Origin of the sequence: Isoptericola jiangsuensis (genome assembly GCF_048320105.1) — a bacterium.
GTDB lineage: Bacteria > Actinomycetota > Actinomycetes > Actinomycetales > Cellulomonadaceae > Isoptericola > Isoptericola jiangsuensis_A.
Map to the genome: position 1 here is coordinate 651,424 of NZ_CP182942.1, position 21,693 is coordinate 673,116.

17 protein-coding genes are annotated in these 21,693 nt (G+C 75.2%); 14 read left to right on the forward strand and 3 right to left on the reverse strand.

Features of this window, described 5'->3' with window-relative positions:
- The 14 genes from ACNHYB_RS03085 to ACNHYB_RS03150 all read left to right on the forward strand — a co-directional run bounded on the left by ACNHYB_RS03085 (position 1) and on the right by ACNHYB_RS03150 (position 17,505).
- The gene (locus ACNHYB_RS03085) at positions 1-303 is read left to right on the forward strand and encodes a hypothetical protein (RefSeq protein ID WP_418276915.1); all 303 of its coding nucleotides are present in this window, start codon (positions 1-3) and stop codon (positions 301-303) included.
- On the forward strand, positions 300-1,448 hold the full coding sequence (locus ACNHYB_RS03090) for a hypothetical protein (protein WP_418276916.1): 1,149 nt from the start codon (positions 300-302) through the stop codon (positions 1,446-1,448). The genes ACNHYB_RS03085 and ACNHYB_RS03090 overlap by 4 nt, the downstream gene beginning before the upstream one ends.
- Positions 1,448-1,963: a phage baseplate assembly protein V gene (locus tag ACNHYB_RS03095; protein WP_418276917.1), complete on the forward strand. Its 516-nt coding sequence runs from the start codon at positions 1,448-1,450 to the stop codon at positions 1,961-1,963. Before ACNHYB_RS03090 ends, ACNHYB_RS03095 begins: the two co-directional genes overlap by 1 nt.
- Positions 1,963-2,286 carry a hypothetical protein gene (locus tag ACNHYB_RS03100; RefSeq protein ID WP_418276918.1) on the forward strand — a complete coding sequence of 108 codons (324 nt, stop codon included), beginning with the start codon at positions 1,963-1,965 and terminating at the stop codon, positions 2,284-2,286. Before ACNHYB_RS03095 ends, ACNHYB_RS03100 begins: the two co-directional genes overlap by 1 nt.
- Complete coding sequence (locus tag ACNHYB_RS03105; protein WP_418276919.1) at positions 2,283-2,687, forward strand: GPW/gp25 family protein; 405 nt, start codon at positions 2,283-2,285, stop codon at positions 2,685-2,687. The genes ACNHYB_RS03100 and ACNHYB_RS03105 overlap by 4 nt, the downstream gene beginning before the upstream one ends.
- Entirely contained in the window at positions 2,684-5,248 is a 2,565-nt protein-coding gene (locus tag ACNHYB_RS03110; RefSeq protein ID WP_418276920.1) for a hypothetical protein, read from the forward strand. The genes ACNHYB_RS03105 and ACNHYB_RS03110 overlap by 4 nt, the downstream gene beginning before the upstream one ends.
- A complete protein-coding gene (locus tag ACNHYB_RS03115) occupies positions 5,245-7,704 on the forward strand; it encodes a baseplate J/gp47 family protein (protein WP_418276921.1) in 2,460 nt (819 codons plus the stop codon). Before ACNHYB_RS03110 ends, ACNHYB_RS03115 begins: the two co-directional genes overlap by 4 nt.
- Entirely contained in the window at positions 7,701-9,872 is a 2,172-nt protein-coding gene (locus ACNHYB_RS03120; RefSeq protein WP_418276922.1) for a phage tail protein, read from the forward strand. Before ACNHYB_RS03115 ends, ACNHYB_RS03120 begins: the two co-directional genes overlap by 4 nt.
- Before the next feature lie 2 nt (positions 9,873-9,874).
- Positions 9,875-12,898 (forward strand): DUF6519 domain-containing protein, encoded by a 3,024-nt coding sequence (locus tag ACNHYB_RS03125; RefSeq protein WP_418276923.1) that lies wholly within the window; start codon positions 9,875-9,877, stop codon positions 12,896-12,898.
- A 5-nt stretch (positions 12,899-12,903) separates the two neighbouring features.
- On the forward strand, positions 12,904-13,932 hold the full coding sequence (locus tag ACNHYB_RS03130; protein WP_418276924.1) for a DUF4157 domain-containing protein: 1,029 nt from the start codon (positions 12,904-12,906) through the stop codon (positions 13,930-13,932).
- Positions 13,929-14,381 (forward strand): hypothetical protein, encoded by a 453-nt coding sequence (locus tag ACNHYB_RS03135; RefSeq protein ID WP_418276925.1) that lies wholly within the window; start codon positions 13,929-13,931, stop codon positions 14,379-14,381. Before ACNHYB_RS03130 ends, ACNHYB_RS03135 begins: the two co-directional genes overlap by 4 nt.
- A 5-nt stretch (positions 14,382-14,386) precedes the next feature.
- The gene (locus ACNHYB_RS03140) at positions 14,387-15,592 is read left to right on the forward strand and encodes a DUF4157 domain-containing protein (protein ID WP_418276926.1); all 1,206 of its coding nucleotides are present in this window, start codon (positions 14,387-14,389) and stop codon (positions 15,590-15,592) included.
- Positions 15,589-17,283, forward strand: coding sequence for a DUF4157 domain-containing protein (locus ACNHYB_RS03145; RefSeq protein ID WP_418276927.1), 1,695 nt, complete (start codon positions 15,589-15,591; stop codon positions 17,281-17,283). The genes ACNHYB_RS03140 and ACNHYB_RS03145 overlap by 4 nt, the downstream gene beginning before the upstream one ends.
- A gap of 69 nt (positions 17,284-17,352) precedes the next feature.
- Complete coding sequence (locus tag ACNHYB_RS03150; protein ID WP_418276928.1) at positions 17,353-17,505, forward strand: hypothetical protein; 153 nt, start codon at positions 17,353-17,355, stop codon at positions 17,503-17,505.
- A gap of 7 nt (positions 17,506-17,512) precedes the next feature.
- Here the strand turns inward: ACNHYB_RS03150 and ACNHYB_RS03155 are convergent, their stop codons facing one another.
- The 3 genes from ACNHYB_RS03155 to ACNHYB_RS03165 are packed head-to-tail and all read right to left on the reverse strand — an operon-like array spanning position 17,513 to position 21,683.
- On the reverse strand, positions 17,513-19,462 hold the full coding sequence (locus ACNHYB_RS03155; protein ID WP_418276929.1) for an ATP-binding protein: 1,950 nt from the start codon (positions 19,460-19,462) through the stop codon (positions 17,513-17,515).
- On the reverse strand, positions 19,459-20,721 hold the full coding sequence (locus tag ACNHYB_RS03160; RefSeq protein ID WP_418276930.1) for a DUF4255 domain-containing protein: 1,263 nt from the start codon (positions 20,719-20,721) through the stop codon (positions 19,459-19,461). Before ACNHYB_RS03160 ends, ACNHYB_RS03155 begins: the two co-directional genes overlap by 4 nt.
- Positions 20,718-21,683: a hypothetical protein gene (locus ACNHYB_RS03165; protein WP_418276931.1), complete on the reverse strand. Its 966-nt coding sequence runs from the start codon at positions 21,681-21,683 to the stop codon at positions 20,718-20,720. The genes ACNHYB_RS03160 and ACNHYB_RS03165 overlap by 4 nt, the downstream gene beginning before the upstream one ends.
- Positions 21,684-21,693: the final 10 nt, after the last annotated feature.

A 21,693-nucleotide genomic window follows, 5' to 3' on the forward strand; every position in this document is an offset into this window, starting at 1 on the left:
ATGTCCCGCTACGACGACGTCCCCACGACGACCTTCGAGGTCACCGCGAGCACGGGTGCACGACGGCTCGTGCGCCACTACCGACGACGGTTCCCGCCCGAGCCGACGACGTCGCCCTCGACCGCGCTGCACACCGTGGTGCCCGGCGACCGGCTCGACCTGCTGAGCGCTGCCCTGACCGGAGACCCCCTCGGCTTCTGGCGGCTGTGCGACGCCAACGCCGCCCTCGACCCCGACGACCTGGTCTCCGCCGAGGCCGTGGGCACCCAGGTCGTCGTCCCTCGACCGGGGGTGCCCCGATGATCCTCGACCTCGGCGTCCACGTCACCGTCCTGGCCGGGCCGACCGTCCCGGTGCCGCTGCCGCCGCACCTGGCCACCCGGCTGCGGACGATCACGGTGACCGAGTCGGACGGGTCCCGGTCGGCGTTCACCCTCACGCTCGACGCCGGCCGGTCGGGCCCGACCCAGGCGTTCGACTCCCCCGTCGTCGGTGCCCTCACGCCGCTGCGCTCCAACGCCCGGGTCGTCGTGGTGCTGACCGTCGGCGTCGTGCCGCACGTCCTGGCGGACGGCATCGTCACCGAGACCGAGCTCGTCCCGGGCACCCAGGACGACGCCGCCGAGCTGCGGGTCACCGGCCAGGACCTTTCCCTGCTGCTCGACCGGCACGAACGGTCCGCCGAGCACGTCGGTCTGGAGGACTCGCTCCAGGTCCGGGCGATCGCCGCCCGGTACGCCCTGCACGGCCTCGTGGCCCTGGTGGTCCCACCCCTGGACGTCGACCCGCCCCTGCCCATCGAACGCACACCCACCCAGCAGGGCACCGACTGGGAGCACCTGCAGCTCCTCGCGACCCGGCACGGGTACGTCTGCTACGTCGTCCCCGGCCCGGCGCCCGGCACCTCGACCCTCTACTGGGGTCCGCCGATCCGCCAGGGCCTGCCCCAGCCTGCCCTGTCGGTCGACCTGGGCCCGGTCACGAACGTGACCGGGCAGCTCCGGTTCCGCGAGGACGTGCTGGGCCCCGAGGTGCAGGAGGGCCAGGTCAAGGACGCCCGGCTCGGCACCACGCTCCCGGTGCGGACGGTCGGTGCCCTGCGGCTCCCGCTCGCGGCGGTGCCCACGTCGGTGATGCATCAGCAGAACCTCCGCGTCCGACAGTTCCGCGACTCGGGGGTGGGGGCGGTCGCCGCCTACGCCCGCGCGCAGGCGGCGACCGACCGGGCGGGCGACGCCGTCCACTGCGACGGCAGCCTCGACGGTGCCGCCTACGGCGCCGTGCTGCGCCCCCGTGCCCTGGTCGGCGTGCGCGGCGCCGGATGGTCGAACGACGGCCTGTGGTACGTCCGTCGCGTGACCCACCACGTCGGCCGGGGCGCCTACGGGGCCGACTTCTCGCTCGCCCGCGACGGGCTGGGCTCGACCGTCCCGGTGGTGAGGGTGTGATGACCGAGCCCACGGAGGTCCGCCCGTTCTACGGCAAGTACCGCGGCAACGTGGAGAACACGATCGACCCGCTCCAGCTGGGCCGGGTCCAGGTGTCGTGCCCGGCGGTGCTCGGCGAGGGCAGCCTCAGCTGGGCCATGCCCTGCACGCCCTACGCCGGCAACCAGGTCGGCCTGTTCCTCGTCCCCCCGGTCGGCGCCAACGTCTGGATCGAGTTCGAGGGGGGCGACCCGTACCAGCCGATCCTGGCCGGATGCTTCTGGGCGGCGGGCGAGGTGCCGGCCGCCCCCGCCGTCGAGCAGGTCAAGATGCTCCGCACGGAGGCCGTGAAGCTCGAGCTGAGCGACCTGCCGGGCGCCGGAGGGGTCACCCTCCAGGTCGACTCACCGGCCGTCGCGGCACCCATCGCCGTCACCGCGAGCTCGACCGGTGTCGAGGTCTCCCTGGGCAAGAACAAGATCGCCATGACGATGACCTCGGTGTCCATCAACGACGGCGCGCTGGAGGTGATGTGATGCCCGGACACCTGCTCACCACCGCCGCGGTGGTCACGTGCGCCCACCAGGGTCAGGCCCGAACGGGCGGTCCGGCCGCCCGGGTACGCCTCGGCGGGGACACCGCCGTCCTCCTCGCTCCGCCGTGGACGATCAGCGGCTGCACCTTCCCGCCGCCCAACGCCGGCAACGGCCCGTGCGTCACCGGGACGTTCACCAGCGGCACGCTGCGCGTCACCTCGATGCGCCAGCCGCTGGCGATCCAGCAGGCTCCCGGCCAGTGCGTGCCGACGGGAACCCCGATGACGGTCTCGACGACCCAGACCCGGGTGCGTGCCGCATGAGCACCGACATCCCCCGTCGAGCCTGGGCGCCACGGCACCTCGCGTTTCCGCTCCACCTGGACGGCCGCGGCCGGACCGCCCTGGTCGACGACGACGAGTACGTCCGCGGGCTCGTCGAACAGGTGCTGTTCACGGCGCCGGGCGAACGTGTCAACCGCCCCGACTTCGGCAGCGGCGTCGGCCGGCTCGTGTTCGCCCCGTCCGACGACGCCCTCGCCCGGTCGACCCAGGCCCTCGTCCAGGGTGCGCTCCAGCGCTGGCTCGGCGACCTCGTCAGGATCGAGGAGGTCCGGGTCACCGCCGTCGACGCCCGGTTGGAGGTCGTCGTGGAGTACCTGCCGGTCACCGCGACCGGTGCCGAGGACCGCCGCAGCGTCACGGTCGAGGGAGGCGCACCGTGACCGGCACCTTCGCCGCCTCCGTCGACGCCGAGTCGAGGCGGTCGCTGGTGCGCGGCGCCACCGGTACCGACGGCATCGACTTCGTGGAGGTGCTGTCCAACCACACCGGTCCGACCAGCCACGTGCCCGGGGCTCCGGAGCGGCGCACCCTCCTGGTCCACCTGGTCAACGGTCCGGTCCCGGCCGGGTGGCGCGCCGCGCACGTGGAGATCCACGGCGGGGTGCGCAACGACCCGGCGCTCAACCCCGTGGGGGTCGAGTGGGCCTACCCGGCGACCCTGATCGTCGGTGCCGGTGCCGAGCCGCCCGCCGCCGACGCGGACCTCCCGGGCGTCACGGCCGGTGACCGTACCCTGGTCGACCAGACCCTGCGGGACCGACAGGGTCGGCCCGACGACGCGACCCGGGCGCGGGCGCTCGTGGTCCGGACGACCTCCAGCGGGGACTGGTCGACCTACACCGTGCGGCTGCTCGACCCGGCGGACCCGGCCGGAGCCAGGACCCCCGAGGGGATCGACGTCGCCCTGGGTGCCGCACCGTTCACGTTCACCGTCGACTGCCCCTCGGACCTGGACTGCGAGACCGGCGATCCTGCCCCCCAGGTCCCGGAGGACCTGTTGCCGGGCGACTACCTGGCCCGCGACTACGAGGCCCTCCGCGGACGCCTGCTCGACCGGCTGTCCACCCTGCTCCCCGACTGGACCGACACCAGCCCGGCCGACCCCGCGATCATGCTCGTCGAGCTGTTCGCGGCGCTCGGCGACCGGTTGGCGGCCTGGCAGGACGCCGTCGCCGTGGAGGCGTACCTGGGCACGGCCCGCCGACGTGCCTCCGTGCGACGTCATGCCCGGCTGCTCGGCTACCACGTGCACGAGGGGTGCGCGGCCCGCACGCTGCTCTCCTTCACGGTCGCCGCCGGCGACGTCGTCGTGCCTCGCGGCACCCCCGTCACGGACCTGCCCGCCGAGGAGGAGGCCGGCTCACCCCTGGAGGCCGCCGACCGGGGCGCCACCGTGTTCGAGACCGTCCGCGACCTCACCGCACGCAGGGTGCGCAACGCCCTGCCCCTGCACGCCTGGGGCGACACCGACCACTGCCTGCCCGCCGGCACGACGGCGGCGTTCGTCTCGACCCCCGTCGGCACGGACCCCGAGCTGAGATCGGGCGACCTGCTCGTGCTCGTCGAGCAGCCTGCCGGCGGTGCACCCGACGACGAGGAGGTTCCGCGCGGCGGCGACGTCGCACGCCGCTACCCCGTGCGACTCGTGCGGGACGCCCGGCGGTTCGTCGACACGCTGGCGGGCTGCTGGGTGTGGGAGCTGGTCTGGTCCCGCACCGACGCGTTGCCGGGCCCCCTCCGGGTCCGCTCCGACGACGCCGACGTCGTGCGAGCGGTCGCGCTGGCCAACGTCGTCGTCGCCGACCACGGCGCGAGCGTGCGGGACGACCCGCTGATCGCCCCCCAGGTCCCCGTGTCGGGCCCGTACCGACCCCGGCTCCGACTGCCGGGGCTCGCGTTCGTCGACCCGGAGACGTCCGGCGCCGCGGCCGCGACCGCGCTGCTGCGCCCTGACCCGACCCGCGCCCGCGCGGCCCTGACGCTGTGGGACGGACGACGCCAGTGGCTGCCCCGGTCCGACCTGCTGGGAAGCGGGCGCCTGGACCCGCACGTCGTGGTCGAACCGGAACCCGGTGGTGTCGCCAGGCTGCGGTTCGGCGACGGGTTCGACGGTCGGCGACCCACCGGGGGTGCCGAGCTCCTCGCCACGTACCGTCTGGGTGGAGGCACGCCGGGTCAGGTCGTCGCCGACCGCCTGGTGCGGGTGCTGGCGTCCGCACGGCCCGCCGACGTCCTGACGGACCCCCCGCAGGTCTGGAACCCGCTTCCGGCGTCCGGAGCCGCCGACCCGGAACGACCGGAGCAGGTGCGCCAGCTCGCACCGGCGGCGTTCCGGACCCAGATGCGCGCCGTCACCTCCCCCGACCACGCCGTCGTCGCCGAACGGCACCCGGGCACCCAGCGGGCCGTGGCCCGCCGACGCTGGACGGGGTCCTGGTACGCGCAGGAGGTCACCCTCGACCCCGTCGCCCGCGCCGACGACGTGACGCTGCGCGCCGAGGTCACGGCGGAGCTCGAGACCCGCCGGATGGCAGGGGTCGACGTCGAGCTGGAGCGCCCGGTGTACGTGCCGCTGGAGCTGGACATCCGGGGATGCGCCCTGCCCGGGCACCTGCGCGAGGACGTCGAGCTGCAGCTGCGCGAGGCGTTCTCCTCGAGGATGCGGCCCGACGGGCAGCAGGGCTTCTTCCACCCCGACCGCTTCACCTTCGGCCAGGCGTTGCACCTGTCCGACGTGGTGGCGACCGCCATGTCCGTGGACGGCGTGGCCTGGGTGGAGCTCGACCGGTTCGCGCGGGCCGATGCCACGCCCGCCCGGGCGGCGGCCGACCTCGCCGACGGCGTCCTCGAGATGGCCCCGCGCGAGCTGCTCCGCTGCGACAGCGACGCCAACGACCCCGAGGCAGGCCGCGTCGTCGTCCGGATCGGAGGGGGGACATGAGCGTCGACGACCGGGGCGCCTGCGGGTGCCCGCCCGGGCCGGACGTCGCCAACCCCCCGGGCCAGCGGACGCTGCGCTGGCGCGTCGCACCCCACGGCAGCGCACTCGCTCGGATGCGCCGGACCGTCCCGGCCCTCGATCCGGACGATCCCGCCGTGGCGCTCCTCGACGCGTGGGCCGTCGTGACCGACGTCGTGTCGTTCTACACCGAGCGCATCGCCCAGGAGGGATTCCTGCGCACCGCCACCGAGGAGCTGTCCGTCCGTCAGCACGCCCGCAGCCTGGGCTACGAGCTGCGGCCCGGGGTGGCCGCGCAGGCCGAGCTCGCCGTCGACGTCGAGACGGCTCCCGGCGCACCGGACGTGGTGACGGTCCCGGCGGGGACGCCCGTCCAGACGGTGCCCGCGCCCGGCACGCTGCCGCAGGTCTTCGAGACCTCCGGCGACCTCGAGGCGCGCGCGGCGTGGAACGCGGTGCCGGCCGTGGACGCCGTCCCCCAGCAGCTGGCCTTCGGGACCCAGGACGTGTGGCTGCACACCACCGACCCGGTGGCGGGCGTCGACGACCTGCTGCTCGTCGTGGGAGCGGAGCGGCACGGCGTCGCCCCGGGGGACCCGCACTCCGCCGCCACCGAGCAGTGGGACTTCCGCCGGGTCGTCGAGGTGGAGGTGTCCCCGGCGTTCCACGCCGGCTGGACCCGGCTGCGGCTGGACCGGCCCCTCGGCTACCGGCAGGGGCGCGAGCTCGTCGCCCTGGCGGACGTGACGGTCCACCGGCTCACCCGGCGACTCGACCTGTTCGGCCACCACGCGACAGACCCGCAGATGTTCGTCACCACGCACCGGCCGCCCGGGGTCCCGGCAACGGGCGACTGGGCGAACCTCGCCGCCGACTCGCAGGGGGACCGCCTCATCGAGCTGGACGGCGACCAGCCCGACGTCGTGCCCGGCTCGTGGATCGTGCTCGACCAGCCCGGGAGCACCGAGGCGTACCAGGTGGAGGACGTCACGCCCGACGGCGCCCGCCGGTACGGCCTGGCCGGCAAGGTCACCCGGCTGGCGCTCGACATCGGCGAGAACCTGTCCACGTTCTCGCGTCGCACCGCCATCGTCCATGCGGTCTCCGAGCAGCTGCCGGTCTCCGGCGCGCCCCGTCCGGGACTCGTCGGCAACGCCGCAGGCAGCAGCCCCGTCGTGCTCGACGTCGCCGGCACGACGCCGCCCCTGCCGGTCGGTCGCCTCGTCGCCGTCACCGGCACCACCGCCGACGGCACCTGGGCGGTCGAGACGGTCACCCTCACCGCGGTGGCCCCGCTCGCCGGTGGCGCCCAGCGCGTCGTCGTCTCCCCGGCGCTCGAGAACGCCTACCACCCGGGCACCGTCGTCGTACGGGCCAACGTCGCGAGCGCCACCCACGGCGAGACCGTGCAGCAGGTGCTCGGCAGCGGCGACGGGCGCGTCAGGTTCCCCTCCTTCGCGCTGCGCCGTCCGCCGCTCACCCATGTGCGGTCCACGACCGTGCCGAGCGGGGCGGTCGCCGCCCTGGAGGTCCGTGTCGAGGACGTCGCGTGGACCGAGGTGACGACCCTGCACGCCGCCGGTCCCCACGACCAGGTGTACATCGTGCGCCAGGACGCCGACGGCGGCACCGCCGTCACCTTCGGCGACGGCGTGCACGGTGCGCGCCTGCCCTCCGGCCAGGAGAACGTCCGCGCCACGTACCGGGTCGGCATCGGCCGGCCGGGAGCCGCCGAGGCCGGCCAGATCGTGCTGCCCGTGCGCAAGCCGCGCGGCATCGCGACGGTCACCAACCTTGCCGCGTCGCACGACTGGGCCGCGCCGGAGGACCTCGAGCCGGCACGGACCAACGCACCACAGCGCATCCGCACCCTCGACCGCGCGGTGTCGGTGGCCGACCACGAGGACTTCGCCCGCAGCTACTCCGGTGTCGGGGGTGCCCGCGCCGACCTGGTGTGGGACGGCCGGGGGCAGAACGTCGTGGTGTCCGTCCTGGGCGCCGACGGCGGTCCCGCGTCGGACACGCTGCTCGCCGACCTGCGGGCCACCGTGGAGCGGTCGCGCGACGAACGGGCGCCGCTGCTGGTGGTCGCCGCTCAGGTGGTCGACGTCGGCGTCGCCCTCGAGATCGACGTCGACCCGCGCCACAGGCCGCAGGACGTCCGTGGTGCGGTCCGGACCGCGCTGCTGACCGCCTACGGGGAACCCGACGTCGGCGCTGCTCTGGCGTCGTCCACGGTGCTGGTGGCCGCGACGCGGGTCGCCGGTGTCGTCTCGGCGACGATGCCGCTGCTGTCCGCGTCGCCGCCGCTGCCCGGATCCGACGGCGCGCTGCTCGTCGCCGCCCCGGCCCGCTGGGACGGCGCGACCCGTGCGATGCTGCCGGCCCAGGCCCTGCGGCTGGTCCCGGACCTGCTCACCGTGGGGGTGCGGTCATGACCGTCGACGACGAGCGTCGCACCGAGCGCACCGAGCACCTCGCGTCGCTGCTGCCCGCCCACGTGCTGGCGCGCGACGCCGGCACGGGCGGGCACCTGCACGCGCTGCTCCGTGCCGTCGCCGGCGAGCTCGCCCTGGTGGAGGACGACCTGGACCGGCTCTACGACTCGTGGTTCGTGGAGACCGCCCCGGAGTGGGTGGTGCCCTACCTGGCCGACCTCGTCGGGCTGGTCGGTCTGCCCGGCGACCTCGGGACGGGCTCACGGGCGGGGGCCAGCCGACGAGCCGTCGTGGCCAACACGGTGACCTACCGCCAGCGCAAGGGCACGGTCGCGGTGCTCGAGCAGGTGGTCCGGGACGTGACCGGTTGGCCCGCCACCGCGGTGGAGGCCTACCGTCGGCTCGCCACCACGACGCACGTCAACCACGTCCGCACCGACAGGCCCGCCCTGGCCTCGGTCCGCGACGCCGCGGTCGTCGAGCTGGAGGCGCCCGGGCTCGCCCGGGGCGCACTTGCGCGGCACGCCCACACCGCCGAGGCACGACACGTCGACCCGGGCCCCGGCGGGGGGCAGGGCCGCTACGGCATCGCCAACATCGTGGTGTTCGTCTTCCCGCTGCAGGTGTACGAGGTGATCCACGCTCCGGCGCACGCGGTCGGTGACGGCTGGCTGACGCACCCTCTCGGCCTGCCGAGCCCGTGGTTCGCGGCACCGACCTCCGCCGCCACCAGCGACCGCGTCGCCGACGAGGCGGACCTGCCCGTGCCGCTGCGCCCCCGCCGCCTCCTCGACCTGCTGCGGCGGGCACGCGCCGTCTGGCCGGCTCCGCTGGACGTGCCGGTGGCGGTACGCGTCGACTCCGGCGCCCCCCTGCCTCCTGCCCGGATCGGTGTGTGCGGGCTGGAGCCGACCCCGGCCCTGGACGGCTGGCAGGTGTTCGTCGACCCGGTGCAGGGACGCCTGCAGCCGTACGTCGACGGCGTCCCCTACGACCCCGCCGTGCACGGCGAGCACACGCTGCACGTCGACCACGCGACCGCTGCCGTGGCGGACGTCGGCGCGGGGACCTACGACCGCTCGTCCGGCCACGAGGACGCCCGGGACGACGACCCGTTCGTGCGCCCGGAGGGCCGCCGTGACCGGTTCGACGCCCAGTCGCGCGTGCCGGGCGGTGCCGGAGCCCCCGCGGTCGTGACGATCGCCGACGGGGTCGCCGCCGTGACGGCCGGCTGGTCCACCGCGCCCCCGGGAGGCTCACGGGTCGTCTCCGTCGCCGACAGCGAGGACCACGTCGGCGACGTCACCCTGGAGGTCCCGGCGGACTCGCGTCTCGTGCTGGTCGCGGCCGAGTGGAAGGAACGACGGCTGCTCGACGGCGACGTCGCGGCCCCGGTGCCCGGCACCTACGTCGCCGAAGGGCTGCGCCCCCGCGTGGTGGGCGACGTCGTGGTCACGGGCAGCGACGGTGCCGGCCTGCTGCTCGACGGCCTGGTGATCCTCGGCGACGTGCACGTACGCCCCGGAGGCCTCGCGTCGTTGAGGGTCAGCCAGTGCACGGTGACGGGGCGCATCGTCGTCGCCGGCGACGCGACCGGACCGAACAGGGCGCTGGAGGTCGTGGTGACACGCAGTCTGGTCGGCGGGATCGAGCTGACGGCGACCGTACCCCGTCTCGTCGTCAGGGACACCGTCGTCGACCCGCGGCTGGGCGGCCCCGGTGCGGACCCGGACGTGCCGGCACTGACCGCCGAGGGCACGCACGCCGACATCACCGGGTCCACCGTCCTCGGTGACCTGAGGTGCCGTCTGCTCGACGTCACGTCGAGCATCTGCGACGGCGTCGTCACGGTCGTGGACAGGCAGCGGGGGTGCGCACGGTTCTCCTACCTCGGACCTGGTTCGCGCGCACCCCGCCGGTTCCGCTGCGTGCCCGGCAGCGACGCCGCGAGCGCCGTCGCGCCGTCGTACCTGTCCGTCGACCCCGCCGCACCGGACTACGCCGCACTCGCGCCGTCGTCGCCCCTCGCGATCCGTCGCGGCGGCGAGGGCGGCGCCGAGATGGGGGTCCACCACCACCTGCGTCGTCCGCTCCGGACGGATGCAGCACGTCGCCTCGTCGAGCCGTACGTGCCGGCGGGGATGCAGATCCGGATCCTGGGGAGCTGACCATGCACGCTGATCTCACCCGCTGGACGTTCGACCCCGCGCACGGCTACCGCTCGGTGGTGCTGCAGCAGGGGCGGGTGCTCCTGGACGCCGAGTGGAACGAGCAGGCCTCGATCGACGCGCACCACGACGAGGTGCGCACCACGGACCTCGTCGGGCCCGAGGGTGGACCTGCGCCGCAGGACGGCGGTGTCGGCCCGTTCGGGATCGTCGACGCCACCACGGGGCTGGCACCCGTGGGGGCGACGTGGGCCGACCTCGCCGTGACGGCCGGGCGCTACTACGTCGACGGCGTGCTGGTGGAGTCGGCAGCGCCGTCGACGCTGGCCGACCAGCCGTTCCTGGAGCTTCCCGACGAGCCGGCCGAGGGGCGCTGGGCCGTTCACCTCGACGTGTTCGACCGCCTCGTCACCGCCGACGAACGTCCCGAGCTGCTGGAGTCGGCGCTCGGTGGGCCCGACACCGCCTTCCGTGCGCAGACGGTGTGGCAGGTCCGCCTGACACCTGCCGAGGCCGATCAGGTCTGCTCCGAGCTCGTCGGCGCCGGCGACCGCACGCCCCGTTCGCTGCGCGTGCGGCTCCAGGACGCCGTCGCGGCGGACGCCCCGTGCTCCATCACCGCCGGTGGCGGGTACACGCGGCTGGAGAACCAGCTCTACCGGGTCGAGATCTGCGACACGTCCGTCCAGGGCGGCACGACGACCGCGCACTTCGTGTGGTCGCGGGAGAACGGGTCGGTCGTCGCCGGGCTGACGGGCCTGGACGACTCCCCCGTCACCGGGACCCTCGCCCGGCTCACCGTGGACCGCACCGGTCGTGACGACGAGCTGTCGATCGCCCCGCACAGCTTCGTCGAGGTGACCAGCCCGCAACGTCAGGTGCGGGGTCTGCCCGGATGGTTCGCCCAGGTCACCGAGCAGGTCGGCACCGAGCTCCATGTCACGTGGCTCGCCGGGCACCCCGCCACGCTCGCCGACGTCGGCGGGACACCGCTGGTGCGCCGTTGGGAGGGCCCGCCGCGCGCCGTCACCTCACCCGCGTACACGGCCCTCGAGGGCGGCATCGAGGTGTCCTTCCCGCCGGGAGGCACCCCCGCCGTCGGGGACTACTGGCTCGTCCCTGCACGCACCTCCCGCCTGGCGTACGGCGTCGCCGCGACGCACGGCACGATCGAGTGGCCCTGGTCCGCCGCCGGGAACGTGACGCTCCCCCCGGTGGGTCCGCTGCACCACACGGCGGCCCTGGCCGTCCTCGACCACGCGGCCGCCGGCTGGACCCTGGTCGGCGACTGTCGACACCTGTTCCCTCCGGTGACGGGCCTGGTCAGCATCGACCTGGTGGGCGGCGACGGCCAGGAGGCCCTGCCGGGCGAGGAGCTCCCCGGGCAGGTGCGCGTGGTCGTCCGCAACGGCGCGCTCCCCGTCGAGGGCGCTCGGGTGCTCTTCACGACGCCCGACGGCGGGTGGCTGCGAGCGCCGTCGACGCCGGACGACCCGACGCTCACCGGCCCGAGCGTCGAGGTTCCCACGGACGCCGACGGCGTGGCGGCGGTGCGCTGGCGACTCCTCGAGGGCGTGGACGCGCCGTCGACCCAGACGCTGCACGTCCGGCGACTGGACGACGTCGACGACCCGACGGACGTCGAGGTGGTCGTCACGGGCCGTCTCAGCCTGGCGTCGCAGGTGTCCTGGTCCCCGCCGTGCGAGGGATTCGTCGACGTGGGGTCCGTGCAGGGGGCTCTCGACCGGTTGGTGGGCACCCGGACCCTGCGGCTGCTCGGTGGTGACGGGCAGAGCGTCGCCGCCGAGGGTCGGCCGGTGCCGGAGCTGGTCCGGGTGGTGGTGGACGGCCCGTGCGGGCCGTCGGCAGGGCAGGCCGTCCGTGCGACGACGAGCCGTGGCGGCGCGGTGGTGGCGCTCGACGACGGCTCGACCGTCCCGACGACGGTGTCCGGCGGCGAGGTGGTGGACGCCGTCGCCGACGGCGACGGGGTCGTCGCTCTCGCGTGGCGTCCCTCGTTCGCGGGCGCTCAGGACCAGACCCCGCGTAGCGACGTCCTGCGGGTCGAGCTCGCCCCCGACGACGGCGAGCGGGACCGTGCCGCCCTGTCGGTGGTCGCCCAGCTCGACCCGCCGGGGGTCCGCACCGAGGGGGTCCACGTCACCGAGCTGCGGTTCTTCGACGGGACCGAGCTGCTGAACGACGAGGTGTACGGCCTCGACGACCTGGAGGCGGCCCGCGGCATCTCCGTGGGCCTCGACCTTCCGGTCGAGCAGCGCAGCGTCCAGGGCAAGCCGGTCGTGCGGATGCTGCTCGAGCTGCCGTGGCCGGCGGGCGCCGACGCCGAGCTCTGGGGGTCGCCGACGTGGGCGCGGCACACCGTGGAGATCGTCGGGGAGTCGAACGCGGACGGCGCTCTCATCGTCTGGTGGCCGACGCGGTCGCTGAGCGAGGTGCTCTCCCCCGCGATCGAACGCCTGCGCTCGATGTCGGCCGACCAGCTCCTCGGCGAACCGCCGCTGCCGCTGCTGCTGCGGTTCCAGATCGACGGGTGGGCCGTCGTCGGCGAGGAGCGCAAGGACCTGCACCTCAACGGGCACACCCTGACGGTGATCGACGACGAGGGCCGGACCCGCCAGGAGCTGCCGAGCACGGACGAGGTCACCGGGGGGCGGTTCGAGACGTGGTTCTGGGTCTCGGACGAGCGACGCGATCCTGACCGCTTCGTGTTCCCCGGTCGGTTGGTCGTCCCGGGGCGCCTCGACCTGGGACGGTTCGCCCCCGAGTTCACGCCGCTGCTGACACGGCTGGCAGGACGGGCCGCCGTCACGCCCCTGCCGCTCGACGAGCTGCCGGGCCGCACCCTGGGGTTCGTCGAGCGCAGGGCCGGTGACGCCGGGCTGACGCTCGACGTGGTCGAGGACGACGCACCCGACGTCCGGCGCAACACGGTGCTCGGCACCGAGTTGCTTCCCGGCGACGTGCTGCGCGTGCGGGTCTCGCGCGGCGCCGGTGCGGGAGGTTGAGGGTCGTGAGCACGCAGGGAGGCCCTCGACGGTCGCCGCAGGCCGACCTGGCCTCCGAGGCAGCCCGGCGGCAGGCCGACGAGCGCGCCGCGGACCGCGCCGCCGAGGGTGCACTGAGGTCCGGGGCGACCGGGCCGCCGGGCGAACGGGACGTCGTGCGCGAGCTCGGCGCGAGGATGGGGCACGACTTCTCCCGGGTCGACCTGCACGACGACGCAGCCGCTGCGGCCCTCACCGGCCGGCTGGGAGCCGCTGCGGTCACGGTCGGCCACGACGTGTACTTCGCACCGGGCCGCCGCGAGACGAGGTCCACGAAGGGTCGCGCGCTGCTGGCCCACGAGCTGGCGCACGTGGGCCAGCAGGCCACCACCGGGCCCCGGATCCAGGCGAAGTTCGTGGCCACCGGGTCCGCCCAGGACTTCGTCGACCTGGTCAACCGGGTCGTCACGGTCCAGCACCGGGTCCAGGTGTCGGCGTCGGGCGAGATCTCCGTGGTGGCCACGGACGTCCAGGGGCCACCCACCCGGGACCAGTCCGCCCTGCTGGAGCGCATCCGGTCGATGATCGCCGACCGCGCCACGACGACGATCGACTTCATGCACGGCGACACCTCGACGCGCACCGACGACGACGCCGTCATCGTCGGCAGCTACGCCCTCTCCCGGATCGATCTCGACGACGTCGCAGCCTTCGGGTTCGAGGGCTCCGAGGCCCGTGCGGGCGACAACGCGGTGACCGAGCTCGTCCACGAGCTCACCGAGCAGCAGCGCAAGCAGGTGCACGGTGAAGGCTTCGCGACGGCACACCGCGCCGCCTACGCCGAGCAGGAGAGGCAGCTGGGCGCGACCATGACCGGCGAGCGGGTCGCGCGACGACGGGGCGGCCTGACCGTCACCACGAGCTACCGGTACCCCGACGGGCGTACCGTCGACGTCATCTGGGACGTCGACTCCGCCACCCACCGGGTGTCCGACGTTCGCAGGGTCATCCGGCCCCCGGGGCCGGCGGCGCCGCCCGGAGGGGGCCGACCATGAGTGCGCTGCCCACGAACGACGACATCACCTGGTCGACCACGCGGTTCGGCCTGGACCCGTCGGTCCCGTCGACCGACCCGACAGACGACCGGGACGGCGACCGGGACGCCGACCCGCACGGCGACGTCGCGGCCTTCGAGACCGACGCGCTCCTGGAGCTGCTCGACGACCCCGACCGGTTCGTCGTCGCGCACGTCCTGCTCACGCAGGCCTCGGGTGTCGAGTACTCGACCGTGTCCGGCTTCAACGGTCTCGCCGTGGACGTCGAGAGTGCGGGCGTGGCCCGTGTGGCACCCGACCAGCAGGGAACGCTCCGGCGGCGTTGGCGGGCGTGGGCGCAGGCCTCACCCCGACCGGGAACGCTCCCGGAGGACACGCTCCCCGACGACGCCCGACGCCCGGCACCTCCGCACGCCACCGGCGCACCCGACCCCTCGCCGCAGGGGTGAGCGCGATGACGGGCCCGGTCCACGCCAAGCACGGGGTGCACACCGCCGGTGACGGCCAGGCCGCCCCGTCGGGCAGCCGGATGCCGACGGCGACGGCGGCACTCCTCGGAGCGCGATTCGGGCACGACTTCTCCGCGGTGCGCGTGCACACCGACGAGCGCGCCGGGGCGACGGCCCGCGCGCTGGGCGCGCGGGCCGTCACGATCGGGCAGGACATCCACTTCGCGCCGGGCAGGTACGACCCGCACTCCGCCGCAGGTCGTCACCTCCTCGCGCACGAGCTCGCCCACGTGGTGCAGCAGGACGGCCGGGCCCCGACGGGCACGACCCCGGACCGCTCCGGGGAGCACGCCGCGCACGCGGCCGCGGACCGTGTCGCGGCGGGTGGCAGCGTCCGGGTCGGCGTGCGCGGCGCGACGGGTCCACAGCTCGACGACGGCACCACGCCCGCCGCTCCGACGGCGGACGACGACCCCGTCGACGTGATCACCGGCGGCCTGAAGACGGTCGGCACGGAGCTGGTCAAGAACCCCGAGGTGAAGGAGAAGGTCCTCGACCCGCTCGCCGAGGTCGTGGGTGCGCGGGCAGTCCGGGCGTGGGGGTCGCTCGGCGGGGGCGGGAAGGTCGCGACGGTCGCGTTCGGCGCGTCCACCGTGGGGGTCGCCGGCGGTGCGCTGCTCAGCGACCCGAGCACCCGCAAGCTGTTCGAGGGCGTCAACCTGGCCGCGCCGCTGGGCATCGTCCCCTTCGCCACCCTGAGCACGTTCACCATCGCTCCCCTGGACACCGCCCCGGGGACCGTCGGGCCGTACAAGGTGACGACGGGCTTCGACCTCGGCGACGTCCTCGGGCACGCCACCGAACGGATCGGGTGGAAGGGGCTGACCTTCACCGCGGACCTGACCTGGAACTACGACCCGAGGACGGAGAACCTCACGCTGACCGGAGCGACCGGCACGCTCGGCGTCCTGCCCGGGCTCACCGTCGACGGAGGCACGTATCCGGACCTGCTGCGCCCTCCTGCGGTGTTCCCCTCCGGCTCGGGCCTCGTGGAGTCCAGGCAGTCGCTGCCCCAGGGCCCCCAGCAGGCGGGGGTGCCGGACGTCCGGTTCATGGTGACCTTCGACCTCCTCAAGTTCGCCGAGTCCGGGCTGGTGCCCGGTCTCGGCAGGCTCCTCGGACGTCCGCCCGGGAAGGGCGAACGGCCATGAGCCGGACGGACCGCCCGTCGGCCACGACGCAGCTGCGCGACGACCGACCGCCGACGGCGGCGGGCGAGCGGCTGCCGGCCGCGACGGCAGCGCACTACGGCGCCCTGTTCGGGCACGACTTCTCCGCCGTGCGCGTGCACACCGACGCCCGGTCGGGCGCCCGTGCGGCAGGCATGGGTGCCCTGGCGTTCACGGCCGGTCGCGACGTCCACTTCGCCCCGGGACGGTTCGCTCCTCACACGCCCGACGGACGGCGACTGCTCGCGCACGAGCTCGCCCACGTGGTGCAGCAGGACGACGCCACCCCGTCCACCGCTGTACCGGACCGGTCCGGGGAACGCGCCGCGCACGCGGCCGCCGACCGTGTCACCGCGGGCGGCCGCGTCCAGGTCGGCCGGCGCGACGCCAGGGGCCCACAGCTCCAGGAGGAGCCATCGGGACCGGGGGCGGGCCTGGGCGTCACGTTCAACGCCGCGATGTCCGCCGCCGACTGGCCGACAGCCGTCCGGGCGCTGGAAGAGATGCCCGCATCCGTCGTCGGCGGCGTTCTCGCCGCCGTGAACGCCGAGGGCCTCGAAAGACTGCGCGCTGCCTCGCTCGAGCTCGACCCGGCAGGATCGGCCCGGTCGTCGCGCGCGATCGCGGCGGCACAGGGGGCCGCCGCGGTACCGGCCCCACCCTCGCCGCAGCGAGGGTCGACGGACGTCGCCGCGCTGGACGCCGTGGACAAGCTCGGCCGGGCCTGGGACTACGCACGGCCGGAGATCGGTCCGGCGGTCCAGCGGGAGGTCGATGCCCTCTTCAGCCCGCAGGCGCTGTTCATCATGGCAGCGTTCGCCGCCCTGGCCATCGCCTCGCACCTCACACCTGCCGGATGGGTCGCGGACGCGTTCGTGCTCACGATGTTGTCGCTCACCGTGGTGTTCGTCGGCATGGCGGTCCTCGAGATCGCCCACGACATCCTGCGCTACTTCGGGGCCGTCGTCGCCACGACGGACCACGAGCTGCGCCAGGCGGGGTCCGCACTCGCGCGTGCGCTCGCCCGTGGAGGCGTGGCGATCTTCATCGCGCTGCTGTCCCGGGGAGTTCCCCGCGGCGCAGGACGCGGTCCGCGCCCGTCGGCCCCGGCAGAGCTCGTCCCGGTCGGTCCGGGTGCGGTGTCGTGGCCCGTCCGCGCCGCCGTCGTGACCGACGTTCCTGCGACCGTCCCACTGGCCAGCAGGTTCGCCTCGTACGCCGTGATGATGCCCCCCGGCGCCACCGCTGCCCCGAGTACGACCAGCACGACAGGGGGTGGGAGCGGCCGCGGGGGCGGAACCGGCCGCGGGGGCGGCGGTCACGGCCGTGCACCCGGGCCTGCGCGCGGCCCGGAGATCTGGGCAGAGATCACCGCGGAGCTGTCCCTCGATCCACCCCGCACCGGGGCGCGCGGTGGGATCCGTGGCGCGGTCCAGGACGCGATCGAGGCAGGCCTCGTCGACGAGTCAGGTCGGCCCGGTACCGTCGACCTCGCGGTCCAGCCGTACTCCAGCGCTCCGACGGTGCGCGCGGCGACGGGAACGACCGGCGCACGGACGAACGCCGCGCACGTCGCCCCCACCGCCTTCATGCGAGGACAGCCGGGCTACAGCCGGAGCGGGGCGTTGACGACCGGGCTCGACCCCTTGTCGCACGCACTGTTCGACGGGTGAAAGGCCTGGGCACGGACCCAGCGGCGCGCAGGTCGGACGTCGACCACCGTCGGCGAGCTCTACGGGGTCATGGTCGACGACATCGCTCGTCTCCCGGAGAGCGTCCTGTCCCAGCGCAGCAAGAACACGCTCGCATGGCGGCTGATGACGGAGTTCCGCGAGCACGGGCTGACGATGGAGTCGGTCCTGGAGCTGCCGTTCAGCAACGTCGGGCCCGGGTGAGGCTCGGCTACCACCGACGGCCGGAGGGCCTCTGGGACCCGACCCGACCCGTCTTGGCCAGCTCCCACCGCACCGCCTGGCCCAGGTGCTCCATCGTCAGCACGCCGCCGTCGGCGGCCGCCAGGTAGGCGGCCTGCAGAGCCGCCGATCGGATCGCACCGCCGGACAGGTCCGCGTCGGCGAGGATCGACGTCTCGACACCTGAGCGTGGCAGCGCGGCGGGCAGCCCCTGGGCCCACATGCGTTCACGGGCCGATCGGTCCGGTGCCGGGAAGTCGACGACCGTCGACAGCCGCCGCGTGAACGCCGGGTCGAGCGCGCTGCGCGCGTTCGTGGTGAGGACGGCGAGCCCGCCGAAGTCCTCCAGGCGTTGCAGCAGGTAGCCGACCTCCACGTTCGCGTACCGGTCGTGGCTGTCCTTGACCTGGGACCGTCGGCCGAAGAGCGCGTCGGCCTCGTCGAACAGCAGCACCATGCCGCCGTCCTCGGCCGCGTCGAACAGCCGCCCGAGGCGCTTCTCCGTCTCCCCCAGGTACTTGTCGACCACCTGGGACAGGTCCACGTGGACGAGGTCGAGCGCGAGGTCGTGGGCGACCACCTCCGCGGCGAAGGTCTTGCCCGTGCCGCTGTCGCCCGCGAAGAGCGCCGTCGTCCCACGACCGCGGTCCGAACCGGATCCGAGCCCCCAGCGGTCCAGGACCGTCGCGCGATGCCGGACCGTCGCCGTGAGCGCGCGGAGCTGGGCGAGCTGCGGCGCGGGCAGGACCAGCTCGTGCCAGGCGGCGCGGGCCGTGCGCACGCGCGCCAGCGCGCCGACGTCGGTCCGTGGTCGCCGGCGGCACGCGGACCACAGGTCCCGGCCCTGCGCCACCTCGGCGGCGGCGTCGGCCACGTCGGGGATCGCGAGGTCGAACGCGCCGGCGGCGGCGTCCAGCTCGGCGTCGTCGGCCGTCACTCCGACCTGCTCCAGCGCGGCTGCGACGGCCGTGCGACGTTCTTCGGCCCCGAGCCGGGGGATCTCGACCCGTGGGAGCACGAGCGGTTCCACGGACGCCGCGCCGGGCCGGCTGGACCCCACCAGGAGGATCGGCACACCGCACTGCGCGAGCGCACGCCCCAGCTCGCCGGTCGCCGGTGCGGTGGCGTCGTCGAGGTCGATCACCCAGACGACGTGGGCGAGCACCGTCTCGCGTGCGAGCCGCTGCACCGCCCCGGCAAGGCCCGACGGCTGCCGGGTCGACCCGGTCGTGGTCATGAGCGCGTCGAGGCCGAGGAGGCGGGGCCGCAGGCCGACGGCGGCTCCGGCAGCGGCAGCGAGCGCCCGGGTGGTGCGCGGCTGGGACCCGCGGAGCACGACGGCGCCGTCGGTCCGCCATCGGCCGACGACGTCGGCCACCACGTCGGCGTGGGTGCGGCCGGGTCGGGCGGGCACGTCCAGCGGCGTGCTGGCGTGCTCGAGCTGCTCGTCGAGGGTGTCGACGCCGGCCAGGTGGTGCACGACCCGTTCGTCGGTCACGAGCGGGCTGGACAGCACGGCGTCAGGATCGACGAGCCGCAGGAGCTGCCAACGTCGCAGGGGACCCCGGTGGGTCATGGCGTCCCAGTGCGCGCCGGGCAGCTTCTCGAGGGCCGTGGCGAAGGTCAGCCGGGGCGCGCCGCTGTGCTCGAGGAGCTCACGCGCGACCTCGCCGACGAGCTCGGGCCCGCTGGCGAGCAGGAGGGTGGCGCGTTCGTGGTCGCTGAGCCCGAATCCCTGGGCGAGCTCGTCCAGGGGCCCCGGTCCGGTGGCGCGCGCTCGACGGTCGGCCAGCTCGTGGCGGCACGACGTCGTGTCGCGTCCTGCGAGCACCGCCCGCAGGACGGCGAGCTCGGCGACGACGAGGTCGCGTCGTCGGTCGGCCGTGAGCGGCTCCGCGGACGCCGCTGCGGGGTCCGCCCGGGGCGGGGCGGGGGTCACGTGATCGTCACCACCGGGGCGTCGTACGTGCCTGAACCACCCAGCGTGGGAAGCGAGTCGGCGCCGTCGACGCTCACCCGCACGAGCCAGGTGCCGGGGGTGAGCCGCTCGCGGGGCACGTCGAGCCGGGCGAGCGGCGCGTCGGGCCCGGCGACCGGAGCGAACGTCGCGGCGACGAGCGGCGGCGGGACGTCCGGGTCGTCGCCGGCGTCGACCAGCCTGCCGAACGTGACCGTGGCCCGCTGCCCCTCGACCAGCGGTGGCACCACCGCCACGCGCACCTGCGCCGCCGTCGTCGTCACGGTGCCGACGGTCGGGACCACGAGCAGCGGGACAGCGTCGGAGCGGGCGAGGACGCGTTCGGGGGCACCGCTCGACGCGTCGGCGGGCCGCAGGTGGCACACCCGGAGCGCGTGCACGCCTGCGGGGACCTCGGGCGGCAGCGTCACCGTGAGGTGTGCCGAGGTCGACCCCGGGTCGGGACGCAGACGCTGCCGTGCGACCACCACGACGGTGTGCGCGGACGCGAGGCCGGCCCCGGTCAGCACCACGGTCGCACCCGTGGCCGCGGCCCCGCCGCCGACGACCTCGACCCCGGTGACCTCGACCGCCGCGTACGTCCGTACGTCGACGACGGGCGTCGCCACCGGCAGCGAACGGCGTACCGGCACGGCCGCCTCGAGCAGCACCACCGTCGCGGTGAACGCCTGGGAGAGCAGGTAGGGGGTGCCGAGCACGCCCCAGAGCCGGGCCATCTCCTCCAGGGACAGCGGGGTCGGGCTGAGCTTGACCGCCTCGGGCTGTCCGGCCAGGTCGGCCCGGTCGAGGAACGCGGTCGGCGTCTGGGCGCCGAAGACGGCGATCGCGTCCTCGACGACGTCCTTGGTGAGCACGGGGGTCGTCGCGAGGGCGAGACCTGCCCGGGCGATCATCCGCTGCGGCTCGAGAGCGGCGTCGTCCCCGTACGCCGTGACCAGATAGTGCAGGTCGAGCGCCGCCAGGGGGCGTCGGGCGAGGGAGCCGTCGCCGTGCCGGGTGGGCAGGTCGGTGAGGTTCCACGCGTGGTTCGGGGTGACCTGGTACAGGAACACGTTGAGGCCACGGGCCGGGTTGTCGTCCGACCCGAGGTCGGCGACCTGGGCAGGTCGCAGCGTGGTGACCTTGTGCCCGGGCACCGGGTCGGGCTCCTCCTCGAGCGCCCTCTGCAGCACGTAGCGCACCGTCGAGGTGACGGCAGCGATGGCGTGGGTGTTGCTCATGGCCGCCACCGACGACGTTGCCGCTCGAGGTAGTCGGTGTGGTCGACCCGTGGGGTGGCGGGGGCGACGACGGGCGGCGCAGGGTCCTGCCGGCGCGGCGGTTGCTGCACCTCGACCCGGCCGATGTGCACGTGCACGTCCCGGCCGTCCGGGACCTCGACGGGCTCCAGACCCTGGGCGAGGAGGTCCAGGGTGTCCCGGGCGGCCAGGGCGCCGTGCGCGACGAGCGCTGGAGCGACGTGCTCCCGCAGCAGCTCTGCGGTCCCGACCAGGTGCGACGCCGGGACGACGGGTGCGGTCGGTGCTCTCGGTGCCGCCGGCCGCGGTGACACCGTCGCGGGTCGGGGAGCCGGGGACCCCGGCCCGGGCTGCGGCGCACGCGCCGCGGTGGCGGTCCGCGCCAGGTCCTCCCCCGGTTCCGCCGGTGGACGGGTAGGTCGTCCGGTCGTCGCGGCGAGCGTGGTGGCGCCCGGGACCTCTCGTCCCGGGACGTGCCGCGGTCGCCTGCGGACCGGCGCCGGAGCGGCCTCCAGGAGCCCCACCCCGGGGACCGGCGCGGCGTCGACCGCTGCCGAGGCCGGTGGACCCGCCACCGCCGGCAGTGCCGGGATCTCCTGCACGGCGTCCGGCACGTCGCCGGGCGCGTCGCCGGGTGCGGGACGGTCCGGGTCCTGATCGGCGTCCGACGCACGCCGACCGCGCCCCCGTCCCGGTGCGACGTCGGAGCCACCCGGTCCGACGTCGGGCGCGGCCTGGAGGTGCCCCGGGACGGGCGTCCCGGCGGCCGGCCCGACGCTCGCGGACCGCGGCGCACGCGGGCCGCGGTCCGGGCCCCGGCCCGGAGCGGTGTCGGCGAGGTCCGGGTCGAGCCGGGCGCGCAACACCCCGCCACGGGCGCCTCCGGACGGGCCCAGGGCTCCGGGCCGCCCACCGGTCGCCCGGGCCGCGATGCGGTCGAACACGTCGCCCACC